The organism is Alcaligenes sp. Me129, from assembly GCF_050487245.1.
GTDB classification, from domain to species: domain Bacteria; phylum Pseudomonadota; class Gammaproteobacteria; order Burkholderiales; family Burkholderiaceae_B; genus Alcaligenes; species Alcaligenes phenolicus.
Window position 1 is genome coordinate 90,401 of sequence record NZ_JBKQGX010000003.1, and the last position, 18,353, is coordinate 108,753.

General features: G+C 57.3%; 15 protein-coding genes and 1 pseudogene. 6 read left to right on the forward strand and 10 right to left on the reverse strand.

Translation table 11 applies throughout. The features are described from left to right. Positions 1-15 precede the first annotated feature (15 nt). Positions 16-1,431, reverse strand: coding sequence for an FAD-binding oxidoreductase (locus tag ACLPGZ_RS04375; RefSeq protein WP_009461095.1), 1,416 nt, complete (start codon positions 1,429-1,431; stop codon positions 16-18). 129 nt (positions 1,432-1,560) lie between these two features. Between ACLPGZ_RS04375 and ACLPGZ_RS04380 the strand changes: the two genes are divergently transcribed. Continuing rightward, positions 1,561-2,949 (forward strand): phosphomannomutase/phosphoglucomutase, encoded by a 1,389-nt coding sequence (locus ACLPGZ_RS04380; RefSeq protein WP_060186277.1) that lies wholly within the window; start codon positions 1,561-1,563, stop codon positions 2,947-2,949. A 315-nt stretch (positions 2,950-3,264) separates the two neighbouring features. Here the strand turns inward: ACLPGZ_RS04380 and ACLPGZ_RS04385 are convergent, their stop codons facing one another. The 9 genes and pseudogenes from ACLPGZ_RS04385 to ACLPGZ_RS04425 form a co-directional block, all read right to left on the reverse strand. Next, the gene (locus ACLPGZ_RS04385) at positions 3,265-4,380 is read right to left on the reverse strand and encodes a glycosyltransferase family 4 protein (RefSeq protein WP_060186330.1); all 1,116 of its coding nucleotides are present in this window, start codon (positions 4,378-4,380) and stop codon (positions 3,265-3,267) included. 207 nt (positions 4,381-4,587) lie between these two features. Then, positions 4,588-5,658, reverse strand: a pseudogene (locus ACLPGZ_RS04390) (glycosyltransferase family 4 protein); the annotation flags it as partial. After that, positions 5,655-6,782 (reverse strand): glycosyltransferase family 4 protein, encoded by a 1,128-nt coding sequence (locus tag ACLPGZ_RS04395; protein ID WP_239055116.1) that lies wholly within the window; start codon positions 6,780-6,782, stop codon positions 5,655-5,657. The pseudogene ACLPGZ_RS04390 and the gene ACLPGZ_RS04395, both read right to left, overlap by 4 nt. A 63-nt stretch (positions 6,783-6,845) precedes the next feature. After that, positions 6,846-7,955 carry a glycosyltransferase family 4 protein gene (locus ACLPGZ_RS04400; protein ID WP_009461099.1) on the reverse strand — a complete coding sequence of 370 codons (1,110 nt, stop codon included), beginning with the start codon at positions 7,953-7,955 and terminating at the stop codon, positions 6,846-6,848. Positions 7,956-7,994: 39 nt separating this feature from the next. Next, positions 7,995-9,356: a murein biosynthesis integral membrane protein MurJ gene (gene murJ / locus ACLPGZ_RS04405; protein WP_035271247.1), complete on the reverse strand. Its 1,362-nt coding sequence runs from the start codon at positions 9,354-9,356 to the stop codon at positions 7,995-7,997. Next, positions 9,353-10,378: an SDR family oxidoreductase gene (locus tag ACLPGZ_RS04410; RefSeq protein ID WP_239055115.1), complete on the reverse strand. Its 1,026-nt coding sequence runs from the start codon at positions 10,376-10,378 to the stop codon at positions 9,353-9,355. Before ACLPGZ_RS04410 ends, murJ begins: the two co-directional genes overlap by 4 nt. A 14-nt stretch (positions 10,379-10,392) precedes the next feature. Beyond that, a complete protein-coding gene (tviB, locus tag ACLPGZ_RS04415; protein WP_022983251.1) occupies positions 10,393-11,673 on the reverse strand; it encodes a Vi polysaccharide biosynthesis UDP-N-acetylglucosamine C-6 dehydrogenase TviB in 1,281 nt (426 codons plus the stop codon). A 49-nt stretch (positions 11,674-11,722) separates the two neighbouring features. Further along, the gene (locus tag ACLPGZ_RS04420) at positions 11,723-12,847 is read right to left on the reverse strand and encodes an MraY family glycosyltransferase (RefSeq protein ID WP_009461102.1); all 1,125 of its coding nucleotides are present in this window, start codon (positions 12,845-12,847) and stop codon (positions 11,723-11,725) included. Positions 12,848-13,045: 198 nt separating this feature from the next. Further along, positions 13,046-14,002 (reverse strand): LysR family transcriptional regulator, encoded by a 957-nt coding sequence (locus ACLPGZ_RS04425; protein ID WP_009461103.1) that lies wholly within the window; start codon positions 14,000-14,002, stop codon positions 13,046-13,048. Between the two features lie 289 nt (positions 14,003-14,291). Here ACLPGZ_RS04425 and uraD point away from each other — a divergent pair, with 289 nt between their 5' ends. From uraD to ACLPGZ_RS04450, 5 genes are all read left to right on the forward strand, one after another. After that, positions 14,292-14,822, forward strand: a complete 531-nt coding sequence (gene uraD / locus ACLPGZ_RS04430) for a 2-oxo-4-hydroxy-4-carboxy-5-ureidoimidazoline decarboxylase (RefSeq protein ID WP_035271248.1) — start codon at positions 14,292-14,294, stop codon at positions 14,820-14,822. Between the two features lie 145 nt (positions 14,823-14,967). Then, the gene (locus tag ACLPGZ_RS04435; protein WP_035271249.1) at positions 14,968-15,480 is read left to right on the forward strand and encodes an ureidoglycolate lyase; all 513 of its coding nucleotides are present in this window, start codon (positions 14,968-14,970) and stop codon (positions 15,478-15,480) included. Continuing rightward, positions 15,477-16,268, forward strand: a complete 792-nt coding sequence (locus tag ACLPGZ_RS04440) for a class II aldolase/adducin family protein (protein ID WP_239055114.1) — start codon at positions 15,477-15,479, stop codon at positions 16,266-16,268. The genes ACLPGZ_RS04435 and ACLPGZ_RS04440 overlap by 4 nt, the downstream gene beginning before the upstream one ends. Positions 16,269-16,295: 27 nt before the next feature. After that, on the forward strand, positions 16,296-16,481 hold the full coding sequence (locus tag ACLPGZ_RS04445; protein WP_009461108.1) for a 4-oxalocrotonate tautomerase: 186 nt from the start codon (positions 16,296-16,298) through the stop codon (positions 16,479-16,481). A 373-nt stretch (positions 16,482-16,854) separates the two neighbouring features. Next, positions 16,855-18,339, forward strand: coding sequence for a nucleobase:cation symporter-2 family protein (locus tag ACLPGZ_RS04450; protein WP_239055113.1), 1,485 nt, complete (start codon positions 16,855-16,857; stop codon positions 18,337-18,339). The last annotated feature ends 14 nt before the right edge of the window (positions 18,340-18,353 follow it).

Sequence of the window (18,353 nt, forward strand, 5' to 3'; positions counted from 1 at the left end):
ACCAAGTAGCTTCAATCAATCGGGCAATACTTTACCGGGGTTCATGATCCCCAAAGGATCCAGCGCCGTCTTGATCTGCTTCATCAAGGCCAGGGAAACCGGGTCTTTATAACGGGGCAGCAGTTGGCGCTTGAGCTGGCCTACGCCATGTTCGGCACTGATGGAGCCATGGAAACGGTGCACGCTGTCATGGACCAGCGCATAGATCTCATCCTGACGCTTCAGCAGCTCTTCCTCCGTGAAGGCCGTGCCGCGCGCGACGTTGTAGTGCAGGTTGCCATCACCCAAGTGCCCGAATGTCACGTTTTCCAGACCCGGGAAGGCTTCTTGCAAAGCCTTGTCCGTCTCGTGCACGAACTGGGACATCACAGACACAGGGATGGACACATCATGCTTGATGCTTTTCCCATAGGCTTTCTCTGCCAGTGGAATGCTTTCACGCAAATGCCAGAGCGCCTTGCTTTGTGCGATGGTCTCGGCGATAACGGCGTCTTGCACCAGATCTTGCTCCAGAGCCTGGCCGATCACGCTTTCAAAACGCTCGCGGGCATGCTCCAGGCTTTCGCTATCAGACAGCTCCAGCAAGGCATACCAGGCTGCTTTTTCAGCCGGGCCCTGGAAAGGCATACGTTGATCGGGATAGCAATGCAGCACGGCTTGCAGACAATTGCCTGCAATCAGCTCAAAGCCGGTCAAGGACGCCGCCAGCCCCTGGCGCGCCAATGCAAGCACCTGAACGGCATCTTCAATCGTATTCAATGCCAGCAAGGCGGTGCACGCTGCTACAGGCTGGGGATAGAGCTTGATGGTCGCGGCGGTGATGATACCCAGGGTGCCTTCGCTACCAATAAACAAGTTGCGCAGGTCGTAACCGGTATTGTCTTTGCGCAGCCCAAGCAGCCCATGCAGAATTTCACCTTGGGCAGTCACCACTTCCAGCCCCAGGGTCAGGTCACGAGCATTGCCGTAACGCAAAACCTGTGTACCGCCTGCATTGGTGGCCAGATTGCCGCCAATCGTGCAGCTGCCTTCTGCGGCCAGACTCAAGGGGAACAGACGCTGATGATCACGGGCGGCCTGCTGCACATTTTGCAAAATGCAGCCTGCTTCCACCACCATGGTGTCGTTGTCGGTATCCACGCTGCGAATCTTGTTCAGGCGCTCCAAAGACAGCACCAGCGCAGTGGCGCTGTTGTCCGGCGTTGCGCCCCCGCACAAACCGGTATTGCCGCCTTGAGGGACGATGGGCACGCGGTGCTGCGCGCATAGACGCACGACCTGGGCCACTTCTTCTGTCGTTGCAGGCCGGGCCACCGCCAAGGCAGTACCGGTATAGCGTCCACGCCAATCCTCCAGGTACTGCTGCATGGATTGTCCTGTCAGCACATGTTGCTGACCAATACGCTGTTCAAGTTCGTTCAGAAAAGTCATGACCCAAGCCACTCAAGAAAAACAATCAGGCGCTCTTGCTGTCGCGCTACAGCTCTTAATGGTAACTCACGAAAGCCGGTGGCATTCGCGCTAAACTTCTTTCTTTGTGTATTCGTTCAGGACGCGACAGTGACCCACATTCCCGCTCTACCGACCGCTGTATTCAAAGCCTACGATATTCGGGGCACCGTTCCCGAGCAACTGAATCCCGACTTCGCCTACCAATTAGGTCTGGCCCTGGCGGCCCTGGCCCGTGAACAAAGCGTGCAAACCCTGGTAGTGGGTTACGACGGCCGCCACAGCAGCCCTGCGCTGTCTCGTGCCCTGCAACAAGGGATCCAGGCAGGCGGAATCAACACAGTCGATCTGGGTATGGTTCCTACTCCCGTCGTCTATTTTGCGGCCAATGTACTGGAAACCGGCTCGGGCGTAGCCATCACAGGTAGCCATAATCCGTCCAACTACAACGGCTTCAAGATGATGATGGCCGGCAAGACCTTGCACGGCCAGGATATCCAGGGTCTGATGAAACGCATGCAAGCCGGTATTGAGCCTGCGGCTCAAGCAGGCACCGGCGAGAAAAAGGACTTGCTGGACCAGTACGTCAGCACCATCGCCGAACGTGTCAAACTGGCCCGTCCCATGAAAATCGCCCTGGACTGCGGCAACGGCGTGGGTGGCGTCGTGGCTGCTCGCCTGTTCAAGGCCCTGGGTTGCGAAGTGGACATGCTGTTTGAGGATGTAGACGGCAGCTTCCCCAATCACCACCCGGACCCGGCCGAGCCGCACAACCTGCAAGACCTGATCTCCCATGTTCAAAACACGGACTGCGAAGTGGGTCTGGCCTTTGACGGTGATGCTGACCGCCTGGGTGTGGTGACTCGAACGGGTCAGATCATCTGGCCTGATCGTCAGTTGATTCTGTACGCGCGCGATATTTTGCAGCGCGAACCTGGCTCCACGATTATTTTTGACGTGAAATGCAGCCGCCACGTCGCCCTGGAAATTGCCAAGGCCGGGGGTGAGCCCTTGATGTGGCAAACCGGCCATTCGCTGATCAAGGCCAAACTGGCCGAAACGGGTGCCCCTTTAGCTGGCGAAATGAGCGGCCACGTGTTCTTCAAGGAAGGCTGGTACGGCTTTGATGATGGCTTGTACACAGGCGCACGCCTGCTGGCGATTCTCTCGCGCGGTGACAACCCGACGGCAGAGTTGGAAGCCTTGCCGCAAGACCTGTCCACACCGGAACTGAAACTGCCGCTGGCCGAAGGCGAGCCTCATGCCTTGATTGCCCGCCTGCAAAAAGAAGGCCGTTTCCCCAGTTCCAATCAGCTCAACACGATTGATGGTGTACGTGCCGAGTACCCGGACGGCTTCGGTCTGGCTCGCGCCTCCAATACCACTCCAGTGATTGTGCTGCGTTTTGAGGCCCAGTCCCAAGAGGCGCTGGATCGGATCCAGGGAGAATTCCGGGCGGCACTGCTGGCTTTGAAGCCGGATGCAGCATTGCCTTTCTAAAGCCGTGGAAGTTCACTCATACCCAGATCCCTGCTCGCTGGTCTCTAGTCTCTAGTCTCTAGTCTCTAGTCTCTAGTCTCTAGTCTCTAGTCTCTAGTCTCTAGTCTCCAGCGCAGTATAAAAATGCCTCCACGCGGCAACTTTGGCTTGCTGTCCCCCAAGGGAGCACTTTTTACCGGGACGACTAGCCTTGGGGCAGCACAGCGATAAAAAAAGAGCTGCACTGCCTCTGAAACCTTGGATTCAACCCTAAGTCACAGCAAGCAGTTCAGCCCGTTTTTTATGCCTTGGCCCAGGACCAAGGCAGTCAAAGCCTTAACGGCTCAAATACTGATACAGATCCAGATGAGCCTCGCTGATGCGGCCTATATCAAAAGCCTCTTCAGCCAGACGGCGGCTTTCCGCCCCCATGGCTTGCCGCTTGGCCGTATCTTCACCCAAGTCCATCACAGCCGCCGCCAAAGCCTGCGCATTACGTACTGGCACCAGCACGCCCGTTACTCCAGGTTCAATGGCATCACGGCAACCGGGTACATCCGTTGTAACCACCGCGCGCCCGCAGGCTGCGGCTTCTACCAAGGACTTAGGCAGGCCCTCACGGTAGGACGGCAGCACGGCAATGTGTGATTGAGCGTAAAGCTGCGCAATATCGCTACGTTCGCCCAGACACTCCACCACGCCCTGCTTTTGCCAGCTCTGCCACTCCTGATCGCTGATACTGGCCGGATTACCGGGGTCGGGACTGCCAGCCAGTACCCATTTAACCGGGCTACCTTGAGCAGCGCTGATGCGTGCAGCTTCAACAAACTCACGCACACCTTTATCTACCAGCAGGCGCGATACCATCAGGGCAACGGGCGGACCTTCGGGCTCTGGCAAAGCCTGAAACTGATTCAAGTCCACGCCTGAGCCACGAATCAGGACGCACTGATCGCGTTTGACAACACGGTCTTCCAGCAAGACATCACGGTCATTGCTGTTCTGGAAAATCACACGGCTATTCGGATGTCCCAAGGCAATGCGGTAAAGCTGCAGGGCAATCCAGCGCACCGGATCAAAGGACTTGTCGCGCTTGGTAAATACATAGCCCAGCCCGGATACAGCGGCCAGAAAACCAGGCACACCGGCCAGTCGCGCTGCAATCCCGCCATACAGAACCGGCTTGATGGTGACCGCATGCACCAGCTCCGGACGCTCACGGCGAAACAAACGCCACAGGGCCCAAATAGTTTGCAGCTCTTGCAAGGGGTTGGTCCCGCTGCGTGTCATGGGCAAAGCATGGTGATGCAGGCCGTGACGCTCGATCTCGGCAACCGCCGGGCCGTCCATGGTGGCGACATGCACGTCATAACCCTCACGTTGAGCGGCTTGCGCCAAAGGCAAACGATGCGACAGGAAAAAAGCGGGGTTATTGACCACGAACATCAGCATGCTCGTTTTCTTGCTGGTTTCGTCCGTCAAGGCACTCAAGGCCTGACGGCTGCGCTTGCGCTTGGGGGGATACTGCGCCGTCAAGGTCTTCCAGGCCTGCGTGTAATTCTTGACCATGCCTTCCAGGGAGAACAGGCGGGCAACCCGTTCACGCGCATGCTCATGACGAGCCTGCCAGGAAGGTGCACCCAGTTCATCAACCGCGCTATTGATCGCGCCTGCCAAGGCTTCAGCATTGCTGGGGGGTACAATCCAGCCCTCATTACCGACGATCAAGGCAGCATCACCCACATCGGTGACCACATTGGACACCCCCGCAGCCATTGCTTCGCAGACCACGTTGGGAAAGCCTTCTGCCGAGCTGGACAAGACATGCACGTCCAGCGCATTCATCAGGCGAGGGACATCGCTGCGTCGTCCCATCAGGATGACGCTCTCGCGCAACTGATGCTGATCCAGCAAGCGCATCAAGGTTTCGTTATTGCTGTCCATACCATCGCCAATCAAAAGGCAACGCAAGCCCGGATGACGGTGCAGGCTGCGAGCTAAGGCGGCCAGCAGATTGGGATGATCTTTAAGCGGATTCCAGCGGGCCACACTGCCAATAACAGGCGTATCCAGTGACAGGCCCAATTCTTCGCGCACTTCTTCACGTGCCTGCGGGTCAGGATGCCAACGGCTTAGATCGTAGCCATTGGGAATCACTTTCATGATGTCTGCACGATAACCCCACTGCTTGTGACGTCGGGCGGCATTTTCTGCGCAGGACACAATCAAATTGGGAATAAAGCGTGACAGGCGGGCGCACAGCCAGGCCACCATACGAGCTTTCGGGCTGCCTTGATACAGATTCGCGCCGGAGTTACGAATACCCCAGGACACAGCCGGAATGCCGACCAGTCGCGCTGCGGCACCACCGATCAGATCGGAGTGATACATCCAGGTCTGCACCACATCGGGCTGCAAATCGCGCAGCAAGCGCGTCAGCGATCGCAGACCTTTCAAAAAGCCCAGCGGCGAGTGCATGTGCAGGCAGTACAAAGGAACGCCTGCAGCCCGCAATTGCGGCCCAAAAACATCTTCCTCGCCCAGAGAAATCACAATATGTTCGGTATCTTGACCGGGTGCTGTCACCAAGCGGAACAAGACGGTTTCTGCCCCACCCTGCCCCAGTCCCGCAATAATATGCACGACTCGCAAGGGCGGCGTTACTTTCTCCAGCTTGTCATCCACGGCGTCTGTGTCCTGATTGAACGACCTTGGCTGCATTGCACTCATGCTTTGGCTCCCTCTTTGATACCGCCACGGGCGGCCTGAAAGACCTGGTCCCAGTTAAGCAAAACCTGCTCTAGTTCATAACGCTGACGCACCGCTGCAGCGGCACGACGGCCCAAGACGCCCCGAAAGACGCCATCCCCCATCAGCTCGGCCAGGGCGGCAGTCAAGGCACCTTCATCCCCTACCGGCACCAGCAGGGCATCCTTGCCATCGGAACTGATTTCGCGCGGGCCGCTGGGGCAATCAACCGTCACGGCGGGCAGGCCCATGGCCATGGCTTCCAGCAACACGTTCGGAAAACCCTCTACTTCCGAAGTCATGACAAAGGCATGGGAGCGCGCCATTTCCTGCCAGGGCTCAGCGGTCTTGCCGGCCAGTTCGATACGATCGCCCGCACCGGACATGGCAATCTGCTGCACCAATTGGGCTCGCTGCGGGCCATCACCCCAGATTTTCAATTTCCATTCCGGATGCTCGGCGGCCAGGCCTGCAAATACACGGATCAAGACATCAAAACGTTTGGAGGGCACCAGACGCCCCATGGCCATCAAGGTGCAGTGACGGTTCTCCTCCACCCGCACCTCGCGCTGCACGGCATTCAAGGCCTGCGGCAAGGGGTTGGGAACCACCATGACCTGCTTCATGCCCGGCACCATGGCCTGGAACGCCGCCACACTGGCTCGGGTCTGCACAGTCACTACCTGCGCCTTGGGGTACAGACGGCGGCGCAGGCTTTGCAGCAGCTTGCCTGCGCTGCTGCTAAAGGCCGGGTTAGTGCGTTCACCCACCACAATAGGGACGCCCATGCCGCCCAGCCCCAGCAACACATTGATATTCACATTGGTCAGAAAAGACACGATGACATCAGGCTGTTTTTCATGCACCAGCTTGCGCATGGCGCGCAGCTTGGCCAAGGGTTTGGGCAACCAGCTACCGCGCATGCGATGGGCCAGCCACACCAGTTCCACCTTGGAGTCAATAGGGTAAAAGGCGCTGCCTCCTCCACTATAAGTAGGCACCAGGGTGACCTGATCGCCCCGCAAACCCCAGGCATTGGCCAGGGTGGAAGCGACGCGCTCGGCGCCGCCTGCGTTCAGGGAGCTGACGAAAAACAGAATATTCACTGGGCCTCCGTGGGCTCATCGACCGGGTAGCTTGGGCCTGCTGGCACTAGGCAAAGCGCCATTTTAAGGCCGACGCAAGCACTGTTCCAACACTTGCTGCCATAGCGCCAGAACTCGGGCCGAGGAAAAACGATCGCGCACATCCGTGGCGCGGCGTGCCAATCGCTGACGCTTGTCGTCGTTGGACATCAGGTCGGATAAATGGGCTGCCAGGGCTTCCACGTCTTCAATCGGGCGTACCAAGACGCCGTCAATATTGGCGCGGATAATCTCGCGCGGGCCGGTATCGCAATCAAAGGCAACCGCGGTCAAACCGCTGGCCATGGCTTCCAGCAGGCTGTTGGACAAGCCTTCCATGCGGGAGCTGAGTACATACAGATCTGACTGCTCGTACCAGTCCGCCATATTGCCGACGCGGCCGGGAAGCTGAATCCGCTCTTGCAGCTCCAACTCTTCAATTCGTGCTTCCAGAGGAGCACGCTGCTCGCCTTCGCCCAGAATCACCAAGTCCCAATCCGGGAAATAGTTGGACAACATGGCAAAGGATTCGATCAGGGTGTCAAACCCTTTAACCGGGTGCAGTCGCCCCACAGCCAGCAAACGTTTGCGGCCTTCTGGCAGTTCGGGCACCGGCACGACAGGCTCGGCACTATCCATAGGCCACCGTACGGCATTAGGAATTACCTGAACCTGGCTGCCGGGCACATGCTCGCGCAACCAGTCTGCAGTACCAGCAGTCAGCGCGATCACGGCATGAGCTTGCGGATAGGTACGCAAACGGGCTTTTTGCCAAAAAGAGGACAAGGACTGGGAGGGCGGATGCGTATGCTCGGTAGCAATCACCTTGCAGGGCAAGCCTTTGGCGGCAGAAATGGCCAGTACCGAGGAAGTGGTCATCATGCCCAGAACCACATCGGGTTTGGTCTTGCGTATCAGGGATCGCACCCGGCTCACGCGCCGCCAGTTCTTCCACAAGGCATCCAGGCGGCCACGACTGCTGCCTGCCGTTCCCAGCACGTGGCGCTCTACGCCCTCTGCTACGGTATACGCGTCTTTGTCACGGCCGGCCTGCGTCACCAGAGACACTCGATAGCCGCGCGCCACCCAGGCTGCGCTTAAATCGACGGCGACACGTTCTGCCCCGCCCCCACCCAAAGAGTGGATAAGCAGCATGATATGAGGGCGAACTACCGAATGACTGTGCACGTTTTCCTATTCCTGCGAACCAGGCGCAAAGGCACTGGCTGGCTTCAAGGCCAAGATGAAATAACAAGTGAAAGAAGCCGCATACATCAGGCTGGTCGCCAGCATGATGCCCGACGGACCCATGCGCGCCGCCAGAATCGGGTTCAGGGCCGCTTTCACCAAAAAATTGATCACGGCAATAATTGCCATGGATTTATAACGGTTCTGACTGGCCAGTAGCTGCACCAGAATCAGCACCCCAAAATAAAAAGGCAGTTGCACCAGTCCCCAGCTAAAAACCTGGGCGACGGTGGCCGTATCCTGCGCGGTAAACGCGCCACGCTCAAACAGCAGTGCCACGCCCCAAGGAGCCAGCAGGACGCCGATGGCCGCCGCTACTCCACCAGCCGCCAACATCATGACCGACCATTTCAAGGCCATGGAACGAGCACGGGCGTTATCGCCCCGGCTTTGAATATCAGCCAGCACAGGCAAGGCAGCACGGCCTACAGAGGCCGCCCCCACACCTAGAACCAGGGCCAGCAAGCGCGTGGCATAACCCAAGGTCGCGTTGGCATTCGCGCCCAGATTGGCCGCCGTATATTGGTCGATAGGGCCGACAAAGCTCATGGCAACCTGCCCCACCAGCATGATGGTGGCGGCCTTGAGCAAATCCGGCCACTGTTCGGCACGCAAGCTGATCGTGGGACGAGCCCAGATCTGATCAGCCCGAGAAGCCAGAATCATCAGCCACACGGCCTGGATCGTCATACCCAGCAAGGTGCCCCACAACAAGGGGCCAATGCCAGCATTGGCGCCTGCGGCCAGCACCCAGATCAGGATGACAAAGGCAGGAACACTTTCCAGCAAGGTGTTGATGTGACGCTCATGCGCCCGCAAACGGGCGGCACTCAGGCCAATCATCAGGGTCAGAACCGCCGCTGGCGCAAAGGCAAACAGCAGTTCCTGGCTCATTTCATGGACTGCAGGACTTAAACCCTGTCCCGTCCATTGCAGCACCCAGGGCCAGCTAATCCAGATCAATGCACCCAGCACGCAGCCCAGCACAATGCACCAGGCCTTGAGTTCACCCAGAAAACGGCTGCGCGCAGCCGGTTCCAGACGATGCAAGCGCACCAGAACGGGAATCAGCACAACGGACATGGAGCCAACGATTGTCACTGGCAGCCAATTGGCCATGACCATCGTGAACTGATAGGCATCGACTACATCGCTCACACCGTAGCGATAAGCCACCGCCATTTCTTTGAAAGCGCCCGCTGCCTTGCCCAGCAACAGAAAAAACGCCACCCGCATCGCCCCCAGGGCGATGCGACGATGGTCGTCATGCAAACTAGACAGACGTGCTTTCAGGCTGGCCCAAATCAACTCAGAAACGCCACGTACCAGGGCATGGCTGTGTTCAGGCCCTGCAAAATCGTGTGAGTCGGCTCGTAACCCAATTGGGTGCGAGCCTTAGTGATATCGGCTTGAGAGTGCAGCACATCGCCCGCGCGGAAGTCCGCATAGATGGGCTGTTTGGTGTAGTTCACACCATTTGCACTCAAGGTCTGCTTCAAGTGCTCGAACAGCTCGTTCAAACTGGTGCGAGCATTGACGGCCACGTTATAGACCTCGGCCACAGCGGGTTTTTGCTGCACGGCGGCCAAGATATTCATCTGAATAACGTTGTCGATAAAGCAGAAGTCACGGCTGGTCTGGCCATCCCCATTGATTTGCACATCCTGGTTCTGGATCATGGCCGATACCCACTTGGGGATCACCGCAGCGTAAGCACCATTGGGGTCCTGACGTTTGCCAAATACATTGAAGTAACGCAGGCCCACGCTGGAAAAGCCATAGGCACGGGCAAACACGTCCGCATACAGCTCGTTCACGAACTTGGTGACGGCGTAGGGGGACAGTGGACGACCAATCGTATCCTCCACCTTGGGCAAACCGGGATGGTCGCCATAGGTGGAACTGGAAGCCGCATAAACAAAGGCTTTAACCTGTTCGTCACGCGCAGCCACCATCATGTTCAGGGCACCGTTCACGTTGACCTCATTGGAAGTCAGCGGATCGTTCAAGGAACGAGGCACCGACCCCAAAGCGGCCTGGTGCAGCACATAGTCCACGCCTTTAACAGCTTCGCGACAGGTATCCAGATTGCGGATATCGCCTTCAATAAAGCGAAAACGGGCCCAGCGCTCGGCACCAACCTGATCGCGCACTTCGTCCAGATTGTATTGATGGCCGGTTGCAAAGTTATCCAGACCTACCACCTGCTGATCCATTTTCAGCAGGGCTTCCAGCAGGTTGGAACCGATAAAGCCGGCACAACCCGTAACCAGCCAGGTTTTAGGCTGATTACGCAGTTGCTGGCTCGCCTGTTCAAATGCAGCGCTCATAATGCTTTCCAAAATTAAAGACGCAGATCGGATTGTTCGCGATCAAACACATACTTCAAGTCGTAGAGCACATGCTCGGGCTTGCCCCATTGGCGCACACCTTCCACACCCAGCTCCTTGAACTGCTTGTGGGCCACAGCCACGATCACCCCGTCGTACTCACCCGCTTTAGGAGTCTCGACCGGAGTAATACCGTATTCATGTTGCGCTTCTTTAGGGTCAACCCATGGATCGTATACATCTACGTGAACATCGTATTGCTTGAGTTCATGCACGATATCGACGATGCGGGTGTTACGCAGGTCCGGGCAGTTTTCTTTAAAGGCCAGACCCAGCAACAGGACGCGCGAACCTTGCACCTGAATGCGGCGCTTGGTCATAGCTTTAACCAGTTGGGAGGCCACATAGCCGCCCATGGAGTCGTTCAGACGGCGGCCAGCCAGAATGATCTCGGGGTGGTAGCCAATGGCTTGCGCCTTGTGGGTCAGGTAGTAGGGGTCCACGCCAATGCAGTGACCACCCACCAGACCAGGACGGAAAGGCAGGAAGTTCCACTTGGTACCCGCCGCTTCCAGCACGTCCAGGGTGTCAATGCCCAGGCGGTTGAAGATCAGAGCCAATTCGTTGATCAGGGCGATGTTCACGTCGCGCTGGGTGTTCTCGATCACCTTGGCCGCTTCTGCCACACGAATGGAGCTGGCCTTGAAGGTACCCACCACAATGATCTCGCGGTACAAGGCGTCGACCAATTCAGCGACTTCAGGGGTCGAGCCGGAAGTGACTTTCTTGATGGTGGAGACGCGGTGTTCCTTGTCGCCCGGATTGATACGCTCCGGACTGTACCCCGCGTAGAAATCTTCGTTAAAGCGCAGGCCCGACACTTGCTCCAGCACAGGCACACACACTTCTTCGGTCGCGCCGGGGTAAACCGTGGACTCGTAAACCACGATGTCACCACGCTTGAGCACTTTACCGATGGTCTCGGAAGCGCGGACCAGAGGAGTCAGATCAGGCTGCTTGAATTCATCGATAGGCGTGGGCACAGTCACAATGAACACATTGGCCTGGGCCAGTTCATCGGCCTCGCAGGAGTAGCTCAAGCCACTGGCCTGGGCCAGTTCTTCGCTCTCGACCTCCAACGTGCGGTCTACCCCTTCCTTGAGTTCGGCGACACGACGCGCGTTAATGTCAAAACCAATAACGGAACGCTTTTTGCCAAACTCTACAGCCAAAGGCAAACCGACATATCCCAAGCCGATGACGGCCAGTTTCACATTCTCAAGTTGCAACTTCATTCTCCAGTTAGCGCTATGCGCAAGGAATAATCTTGAACGCCTGACAGTATCAGTCCCGATCTATCCGCCGCCGCACCGAGGGTAGCAGCAGCCAGGAAGGGCGACGCCACGAAACCAGACGGGAATAGAGCCAGATATAAACCAGTGAGAAGGCCAGCATGCTGGCACACAAAGCCCAGGTATTGTCCCACCAGATCGTGGCCGGCACCAAACCGATCAGGGCCAGTACCCACAGGTACGGCGAGGTCATGGCATTACAAAACGCGGGCAAGGCTCCGCCACTGTCACGACTGAACGTGGAACGCACCAGACGACGGAACACCAGTTGATGCAGGTGCAGCGCGTCCGGCTGGTCCACAGGCACACCGCGTTTGAAACGGCGACGCCAGATCGAAAACATGGTTTCAAAAACAGGGTAAAACAGCACGGCCAAGGCGTAAAACGGCGACACACTGGGGTTGCGCACCACCAGTTGCACCGCCAGTTCAGCCAGCATGAAGCCCAGGAAATATGCGCCCCCATCCCCCAGAAAGACCCGTCCAAAAGGAAAGTTCCATACCAGAAAGCCCAGGGTGGCCGACGCCAGCGAGGCGGCAATCAGGAAAATCGGAATGTCCTGCACCTGCAAGGCCACCAGAGCCAGGGACAGCGCCATCAAGGTGGCGATCATGCCGGCCAGGCCATTCATACCGTCAATAATATTCAGGGCATGGGTACAGCCGCCTACCGCAATCATGGTAAAGAGCAGCGAAATGGGCCAGAAACCCAGAACCCAATCAGCCCAACTCACCCCAACACGCGACACGCCCCCCAGCAACCACCAGGCAATCGCGGCCGACAGGAAAGCGGCCAGCAAGCGTTTCAGGGAACCTACGTCCTTGGTGATGTCCTCGACCAGGCCCGCCACAAATACCGGCATGGCAGCCAGAAACAAGACCGGCCACAGCCAGGTCAGTGTCATATTGCTGGGCCCAAGGACCAGCAAGCCAGCCAAACTGCCTGCCACCACGGCCAGACCACCCACACGCGGGGTAGGACGAGAATGGGACGCTTGGGGTTTACTAAGGTCGCTGTCCCCGGTCAGACGGCCATGCCAACGTTCGGAGGCCACGATCAGCCCGCCGACCATAAAAGCCACGACACAGATATACAACCAGGTAAGAGACTCCCCCATCTGAGGTAAAGACACCGCAAAACACCTGCTAGGTTAGGAACTACACATTATCAACCTGCCTTCCGGCTTGTGTCCGTGACCAGTCGCATTAAATGCAACAATTTCCGTCAAGTCCCGTATCACTTTCGTGTAGGCAGGAGTAGCTCGCTAATTTGCCCGAGCGCGAGCCCGAAAGCAAGTATTTTGCGGGATTGGGGCTCAGGAATCGGGTTGCGGCAACGGTTCTGTCGAGGCCAGCTGATTACCGCACTCGGTCAGGAGTCGCCGTAACCAGCGATGGCTGGGCGAATGCCGGTTACGTTCATGCCAGAGCTGATAAAAGCGCATGGGCGGAAACTCCAGCGGGGCCTCCAGAATCGCCAAGGGCAATAGTCGACAATAAAACTCGGCGAAATGACGCGAAGTCGTAAAAATCAGGTCTGTATTCTGTAGCAAATACGGTGCTGCCGAAAAGGACTGCACCGCCACGCTTTCATCACGCTGAATACGTAAGGTCGCCAAGGTTGTATCGATGACACCGCGCTGGTTGATGGAATACGGCATGGGCACCACATGGCGCGCCCGCACGTAATCATCCATGGTCAGCCCCTTGCGAGCCAAGGGGTGCGTTGCCGCTACCAGGCAGACAATCTGATCTTCCAGCAGCACGGACAGATGCATGCGATCGGGCGGTTCGGGCCAGTTCCCAATGACCATATCCAGGTCGCCTTCCGCCAAAGAACGCTCAAAATCAAAGCTGGCATCCAGAGAATGCAGATTCAAGCGTGCCCCCGGTGCCTCGCGACGCATGCGCTCGACCACTCCGCCAATAAAGACAGGCGCCAGATAATCTGGCGCTCCGATATGAAACTCACTGCGACTTACCTGAGGGTCGAAACTGTCGGGTGCATTAACCATACAGTCGATCTCGGCCAGAGCTCCTTTAGCGTGGGCCAGCAGGCCAATGGCGCGCTCGGTAGGCACCATGCCACCTTTTTCGCGCACCAGCAAAGGATCGCCAATAATGTCACGCAAGCGTCGTAAGGCCGCACTGATAGCAGGCTGCGACTGGTTCATTTTGAACGCGGTACGCGAGACGCTGCGCTCGGTAACGAGTAAGCAAAACACCCTCAAGAGATAGGTATCAAGCGGGTTATCCCCACGTCGGGCGGCCATCTTATTCTCTCCTTCTTACGCTTTTTTCCAGCATGATAATGACATACATGCACAATACGAGATGGCATATATCATTTATACGCCTAATTCTATTTTATTTATAAACAGAAAACTTAAACTGGTCCCATATAAGAAAATCATAGCCCACAGGCGGTGGTTTATAAGGGTTTGAATAAATCAAACATACCGTGTAAACGCCCACCCACTACCCTTGATAAAACGGCCTCCAGGCCTGGTCCTGGAGCCGCCTCGGCTCGCTCTATTTACGCTTAGATAATCGGACTGACACATGACTACTCAAACCCTTACCACCACACAGGCGCTCACCGAACTCTCCAGCCTGGATCAGAGCCAATTTGTGGACAAGCTCGAAGGTATTTTTGAACATTCCCCCTGGGTCCCTGAGCGTAGCTGGAACCAGCGTCCCTTTGAAAGCGTGGATCAGTTGCACGCCTGCATGGTGCAAGTGGTCCAAGAAGCATCGCACGAAGAACAGAAGAACCTGATCTGTGCTCACCCCGAGCTGGCTGGTAAAGAAGCCGAGCAAGGGACCCTGACCACCGCATCGACAGGCGAACAACGTGGCGCCGGCCTGGATCAGTGTTCGGCCGAAGAGCTGGCCCGTCTGCGTGGCCTGAATGCCCAATACCGTGAGCGCTTCGGTTTTCCCTTCGTGATTGCCGTCAAGGGTTTGAGCCGTTACCAAATCATGGATACAGTAGAAGCTCGTCTGAACAACAGTGCTGAAACCGAGTTTCAAGCTTGTCTGACTGAAATCGGCAAGATTGCCCGTTTCCGTCTGGATGCGCTGCTGGGCTGATTTTGCTGCCTGCCGGGTCTTGTTGACCCATCCAGTTCACGGGGTAGCGCCAGCCTGCGGGCACGCTGCCCTTTGTTTCCTCTGACCCTTCGTGGCGCGGCTGCTTTCAGCCCCACGCGGGTCTGCCCTACCAAGGACCTCTACCATGACAATCACATTGAAGTTGGAAACCCTGACAGCCGAAGCCTTCGCCCCCTTTGGTGATGTCATCGAGGCCTCCGACACGGTTCAGCACTTCACCATCAATGAAGGCAATACCGAGCGCTACCACGACCTGGCCAAGATCGAGCCGGGTGCAGACGGCCACGCGATTGTGTCCATTTTCCGTGGTCAGCCACGCACCCTGCCCTTTACCGTGGAAATGATGGAACGCCACCCCAAAGGTAGCCAGGCCTTCATTCCGCAGTCCGGCCAACCGTATCTGGTGATTGTGGCCCCTGCTGGCCCGACTCCCAAGGCAAGCGATCTACGCCTGTTCCTGGCCCGTGGCGACCAGGGCGTGAACTACGCAACTGGCGTTTGGCACCACCCCTTGATGGCACTGAATCAAGTGGCCGACTTCATCGTGATTGATCGCAAAGGCCCCGGCGACAACTGCGATGTGATTCAGCTGGAAGAAAAAGCCATCATTGCTGAACTGGAAACCACAGCAGCGTGAGCCAGTCCTGTCCCATCACGCCGGACATAGCGGCCATTTACGCCCATCGTCCGGCCGATATTGATCCTGAGCACTGGCGCGCCCGTGTCAATCTGGCCGCCGCCTACCGGCTGGCGGCCCGCCAGGGCTGGGACGATATCATCTACACCCATATTTCCCTGCGCCTGCCCGGCCACGACGACACTTTCCTAATCAATCCCTTCGGTTTGCGCTTTGATGAAATCTGCGCTTCCAATCTGCTCTTGATTGATACCCAGGGCCAGGTTGTGGACGGCACAGGCCGTCGTGCCAACCCCAGCGGTTTTGCCATTCACGGCGCCGTTCACCGCGCCCGAGCGGATGCACACTGTGTCATCCACTTACATACAGATGCCTCGATTGCCGTCTCGGCTCTGTCCTGTGGACTGCTGCCTCTATCGCAACACGCCATGCGGTTCTGGCAGGATATTGGCTATCACGACTATGCCGGTCTGGCCTTCCCACCCCAGGAGCAAGAGGCCCTGCTCAAGCAATTAGGCTCCTATCCCGCCCTGCTCTTGCGCAATCACGGTGCCCTGACCTGTGGCCGTACTGTTGCCGAAGCTTATGTCCTGATGGATGCCTTGGAGCGCGCCTGTCGCATTCAGCTCTCGGCCATGGCTGCCAGCCCGCAACTGCACCTGCCCCCAACGGATGTGCTGGATTTGACACGTCGCCAGCTGTTACCCGGGGATGAGCCAGAGGGCTTGTTAGAATGGCCAGCCTTGCTGCGCAAGCTCTATCAGAGCGAGCCGGATTTTTGCCGCTAAGACCCTTTCCACCCCTACGGAGCTTTTATGCCTTCTATTAACGTACAACTATTCGACGGCCGTCCCGTGGAAATCAAGCGTGAGCTCGCCCAGGCCCTGACTAAAGAAGCCTGTCGCGTGCTTGGCTGTACCCCGGAGGCCGTCGATGTGGTCTTTACCGACGTCAAACGCGAGGACTGGGCCACGGCCGGCGTCCTGTGGTCGGACAAATAAATCAGACCCATGAAAAAGCGGCCACAGGGCCGCTTTTTTTATATCTTTCAGCACCTTAACGGCTCTTCAAACGTAAATCAAACAGTAGTTTGGAGGCTGCTAACATAGATTTTCAGGACGGACTAGGTGGGCAATACCCCTAGCACTGAAAAATGCATGAAAAAAGCAGGAATCTGCTAGGGCGTGGCCTGAACACAGGCCCCATCTACAGGGCTTATATCCTTTCCCCCCTGTCAGCATCAGCCTGCCATACGCTTTTACGTATTCTACTTATCAAGCCGTACTGCCTTCCAGTGATACGGCCCATCCGATAACTTTATGCTTACGCGGCCCAGGCATCGGCTGCGCATAACGTATTAATAAGGAGACCCGGATGTCCGCCAACCCAGAAGTGTCCACACCTGCTGCTTGTGACGGTGTAGACGAACGCCTACCAACGGGGCGCCTGGCAACCCTTGGTTTGCAACACGTCATGGTGATGTACGCGGGCGCAGTTGCTGTCCCCCTGATCATTGGTGCGGCCTTGGGCCTGTCCAAGGAACAGATCGCATTCCTGATTAATGCCGACCTGCTGTGCTGTGGCCTGATCACCATCATCCAGGCTCGTGGCCTGGGTATGTTCGGTATCAAACTGCCCGTCATGATGGGCGTGTCCTTTGCAGCGGTCAGCCCCATGATCGCCATTGGCCTGGATCCGCAACTGGGCCTGCCCGGTATTTTCGGCGCCACCATTCTGGCCGGTATCTTCAGTATTCTGATTGCTCCGGTATTTAGCCGTCTGATGGGCCTGTTCCCCCCGGTCGTGACCGGCATCATCATCACCGTTATTGGTGTGACACTGATGCGTGTAGGTCTGAACTGGATTGGTGGCGGCGCTCCCACTATTACAGATCCGGCCACCGGCATGTCCATCCCCAACCCCGAATACGGCTCGCTGGAAAACCTGGGCATTGCCCTGATGGTGCTGACTGTGATCCTGCTGATCACCAAGTTTGCACGCGGTTTCCTGGCAAACGTGGCAGTGCTGATTGGTCTGCTGGTCGGTTTCTTTGTCTCTTTGGCCATGGGTCGCATCACCTTTGAAGGTCTGGATCAGACCAGCTGGTTTGCGGTGGTGACGCCATTCCACTTTGGCGTGCCTACTTTCAGCTGGGCCCTGCTGGGCGCAGCGGCAGTCCTGTCCCTGATCATGGTTGTGATCATGGTTGAGTCTCTGGGCATGTTCCTGGCATTGGGTTCCATCTGCGGCCGTCCTACCGACCGAGAAGCGCTGGTGCGCGGTCTGCGTACCGACGGCCTGGGCACCCTGGTGGGCGGCATCATGAACACCTTCCCGCACAGCTCGTTCTCGCAAAACGTGGGCCTGGTCAGCGTGACCGGCGTGCGCAGCCGCTGGGTATGTGTCATGGGTGGTGCCTTCCTGATCATGCTGGGCCTGTTCCCCAAAATGGCTTTCATTGTGGCCTCCATCCCCAACTACGTTCTGGGCGGTGCTGGCATTGTGATGTTCGGCATGGTGGCCGCTACCGGCATCAAGATCCTGATGTCGGCCAACCTGAACCGTAACCCTTACAACCCCTATATCGTGGCCATCAGCCTGGGCTTTGGCATGATTCCCCTGGTTGCCGAGCACCTGCTGGACAAGATGCCCCCTGCTCTGGCTCCCTTGCTGCATAGCGGAATCTTGCTGGCTGCCGTATCTGCCATCTTGTTGAACCTGTTTTTCAACGGCATGGAAAAATACGCCGACCAAGGTCACACCGTTGAATCCACCGCTGCTACCCAGGCCCGCAAACAGGCCGCCGCTCAAAAAGCGACTGAAGACAGTGGCAATCACCTGGCCTCGCAAAACGGCTAAGCCCCTTTTTGATC

Bases quoted from the DNA above. Each gene is read 5' to 3' on its own strand.
- ACLPGZ_RS04375 (WP_009461095.1), bottom strand. From the start codon at position 1,431: ATGACTTTTCTGAACGAACTTGAACAGCGTATTGGTCAGCAACATGTG.
- ACLPGZ_RS04385 (WP_060186330.1), bottom strand. From the start codon at position 4,380: ATGCTGATGTTCGTGGTCAATAACCCCGCTTTTTTCCTGTCGCATCGT.
- ACLPGZ_RS04400 (WP_009461099.1), bottom strand. From the start codon at position 7,955: ATGCTGCTTATCCACTCTTTGGGTGGGGGCGGGGCAGAACGTGTCGCC.
- ACLPGZ_RS04410 (WP_239055115.1), bottom strand. From the start codon at position 10,378: ATGAGCGCTGCATTTGAACAGGCGAGCCAGCAACTGCGTAATCAGCCT.
- tviB (WP_022983251.1), bottom strand. From the start codon at position 11,673: ATGAAGTTGCAACTTGAGAATGTGAAACTGGCCGTCATCGGCTTGGGA.
- ACLPGZ_RS04420 (WP_009461102.1), bottom strand. From the start codon at position 12,847: ATGGGGGAGTCTCTTACCTGGTTGTATATCTGTGTCGTGGCTTTTATG.
- ACLPGZ_RS04425 (WP_009461103.1), bottom strand. From the start codon at position 14,002: ATGGCCGCCCGACGTGGGGATAACCCGCTTGATACCTATCTCTTGAGG.
- uraD (WP_035271248.1), top strand. From the start codon at position 14,292: ATGACTACTCAAACCCTTACCACCACACAGGCGCTCACCGAACTCTCC.
- ACLPGZ_RS04435 (WP_035271249.1), top strand. From the start codon at position 14,968: ATGACAATCACATTGAAGTTGGAAACCCTGACAGCCGAAGCCTTCGCC.
- ACLPGZ_RS04445 (WP_009461108.1), top strand. From the start codon at position 16,296: ATGCCTTCTATTAACGTACAACTATTCGACGGCCGTCCCGTGGAAATC.
- ACLPGZ_RS04450 (WP_239055113.1), top strand. From the start codon at position 16,855: ATGTCCGCCAACCCAGAAGTGTCCACACCTGCTGCTTGTGACGGTGTA.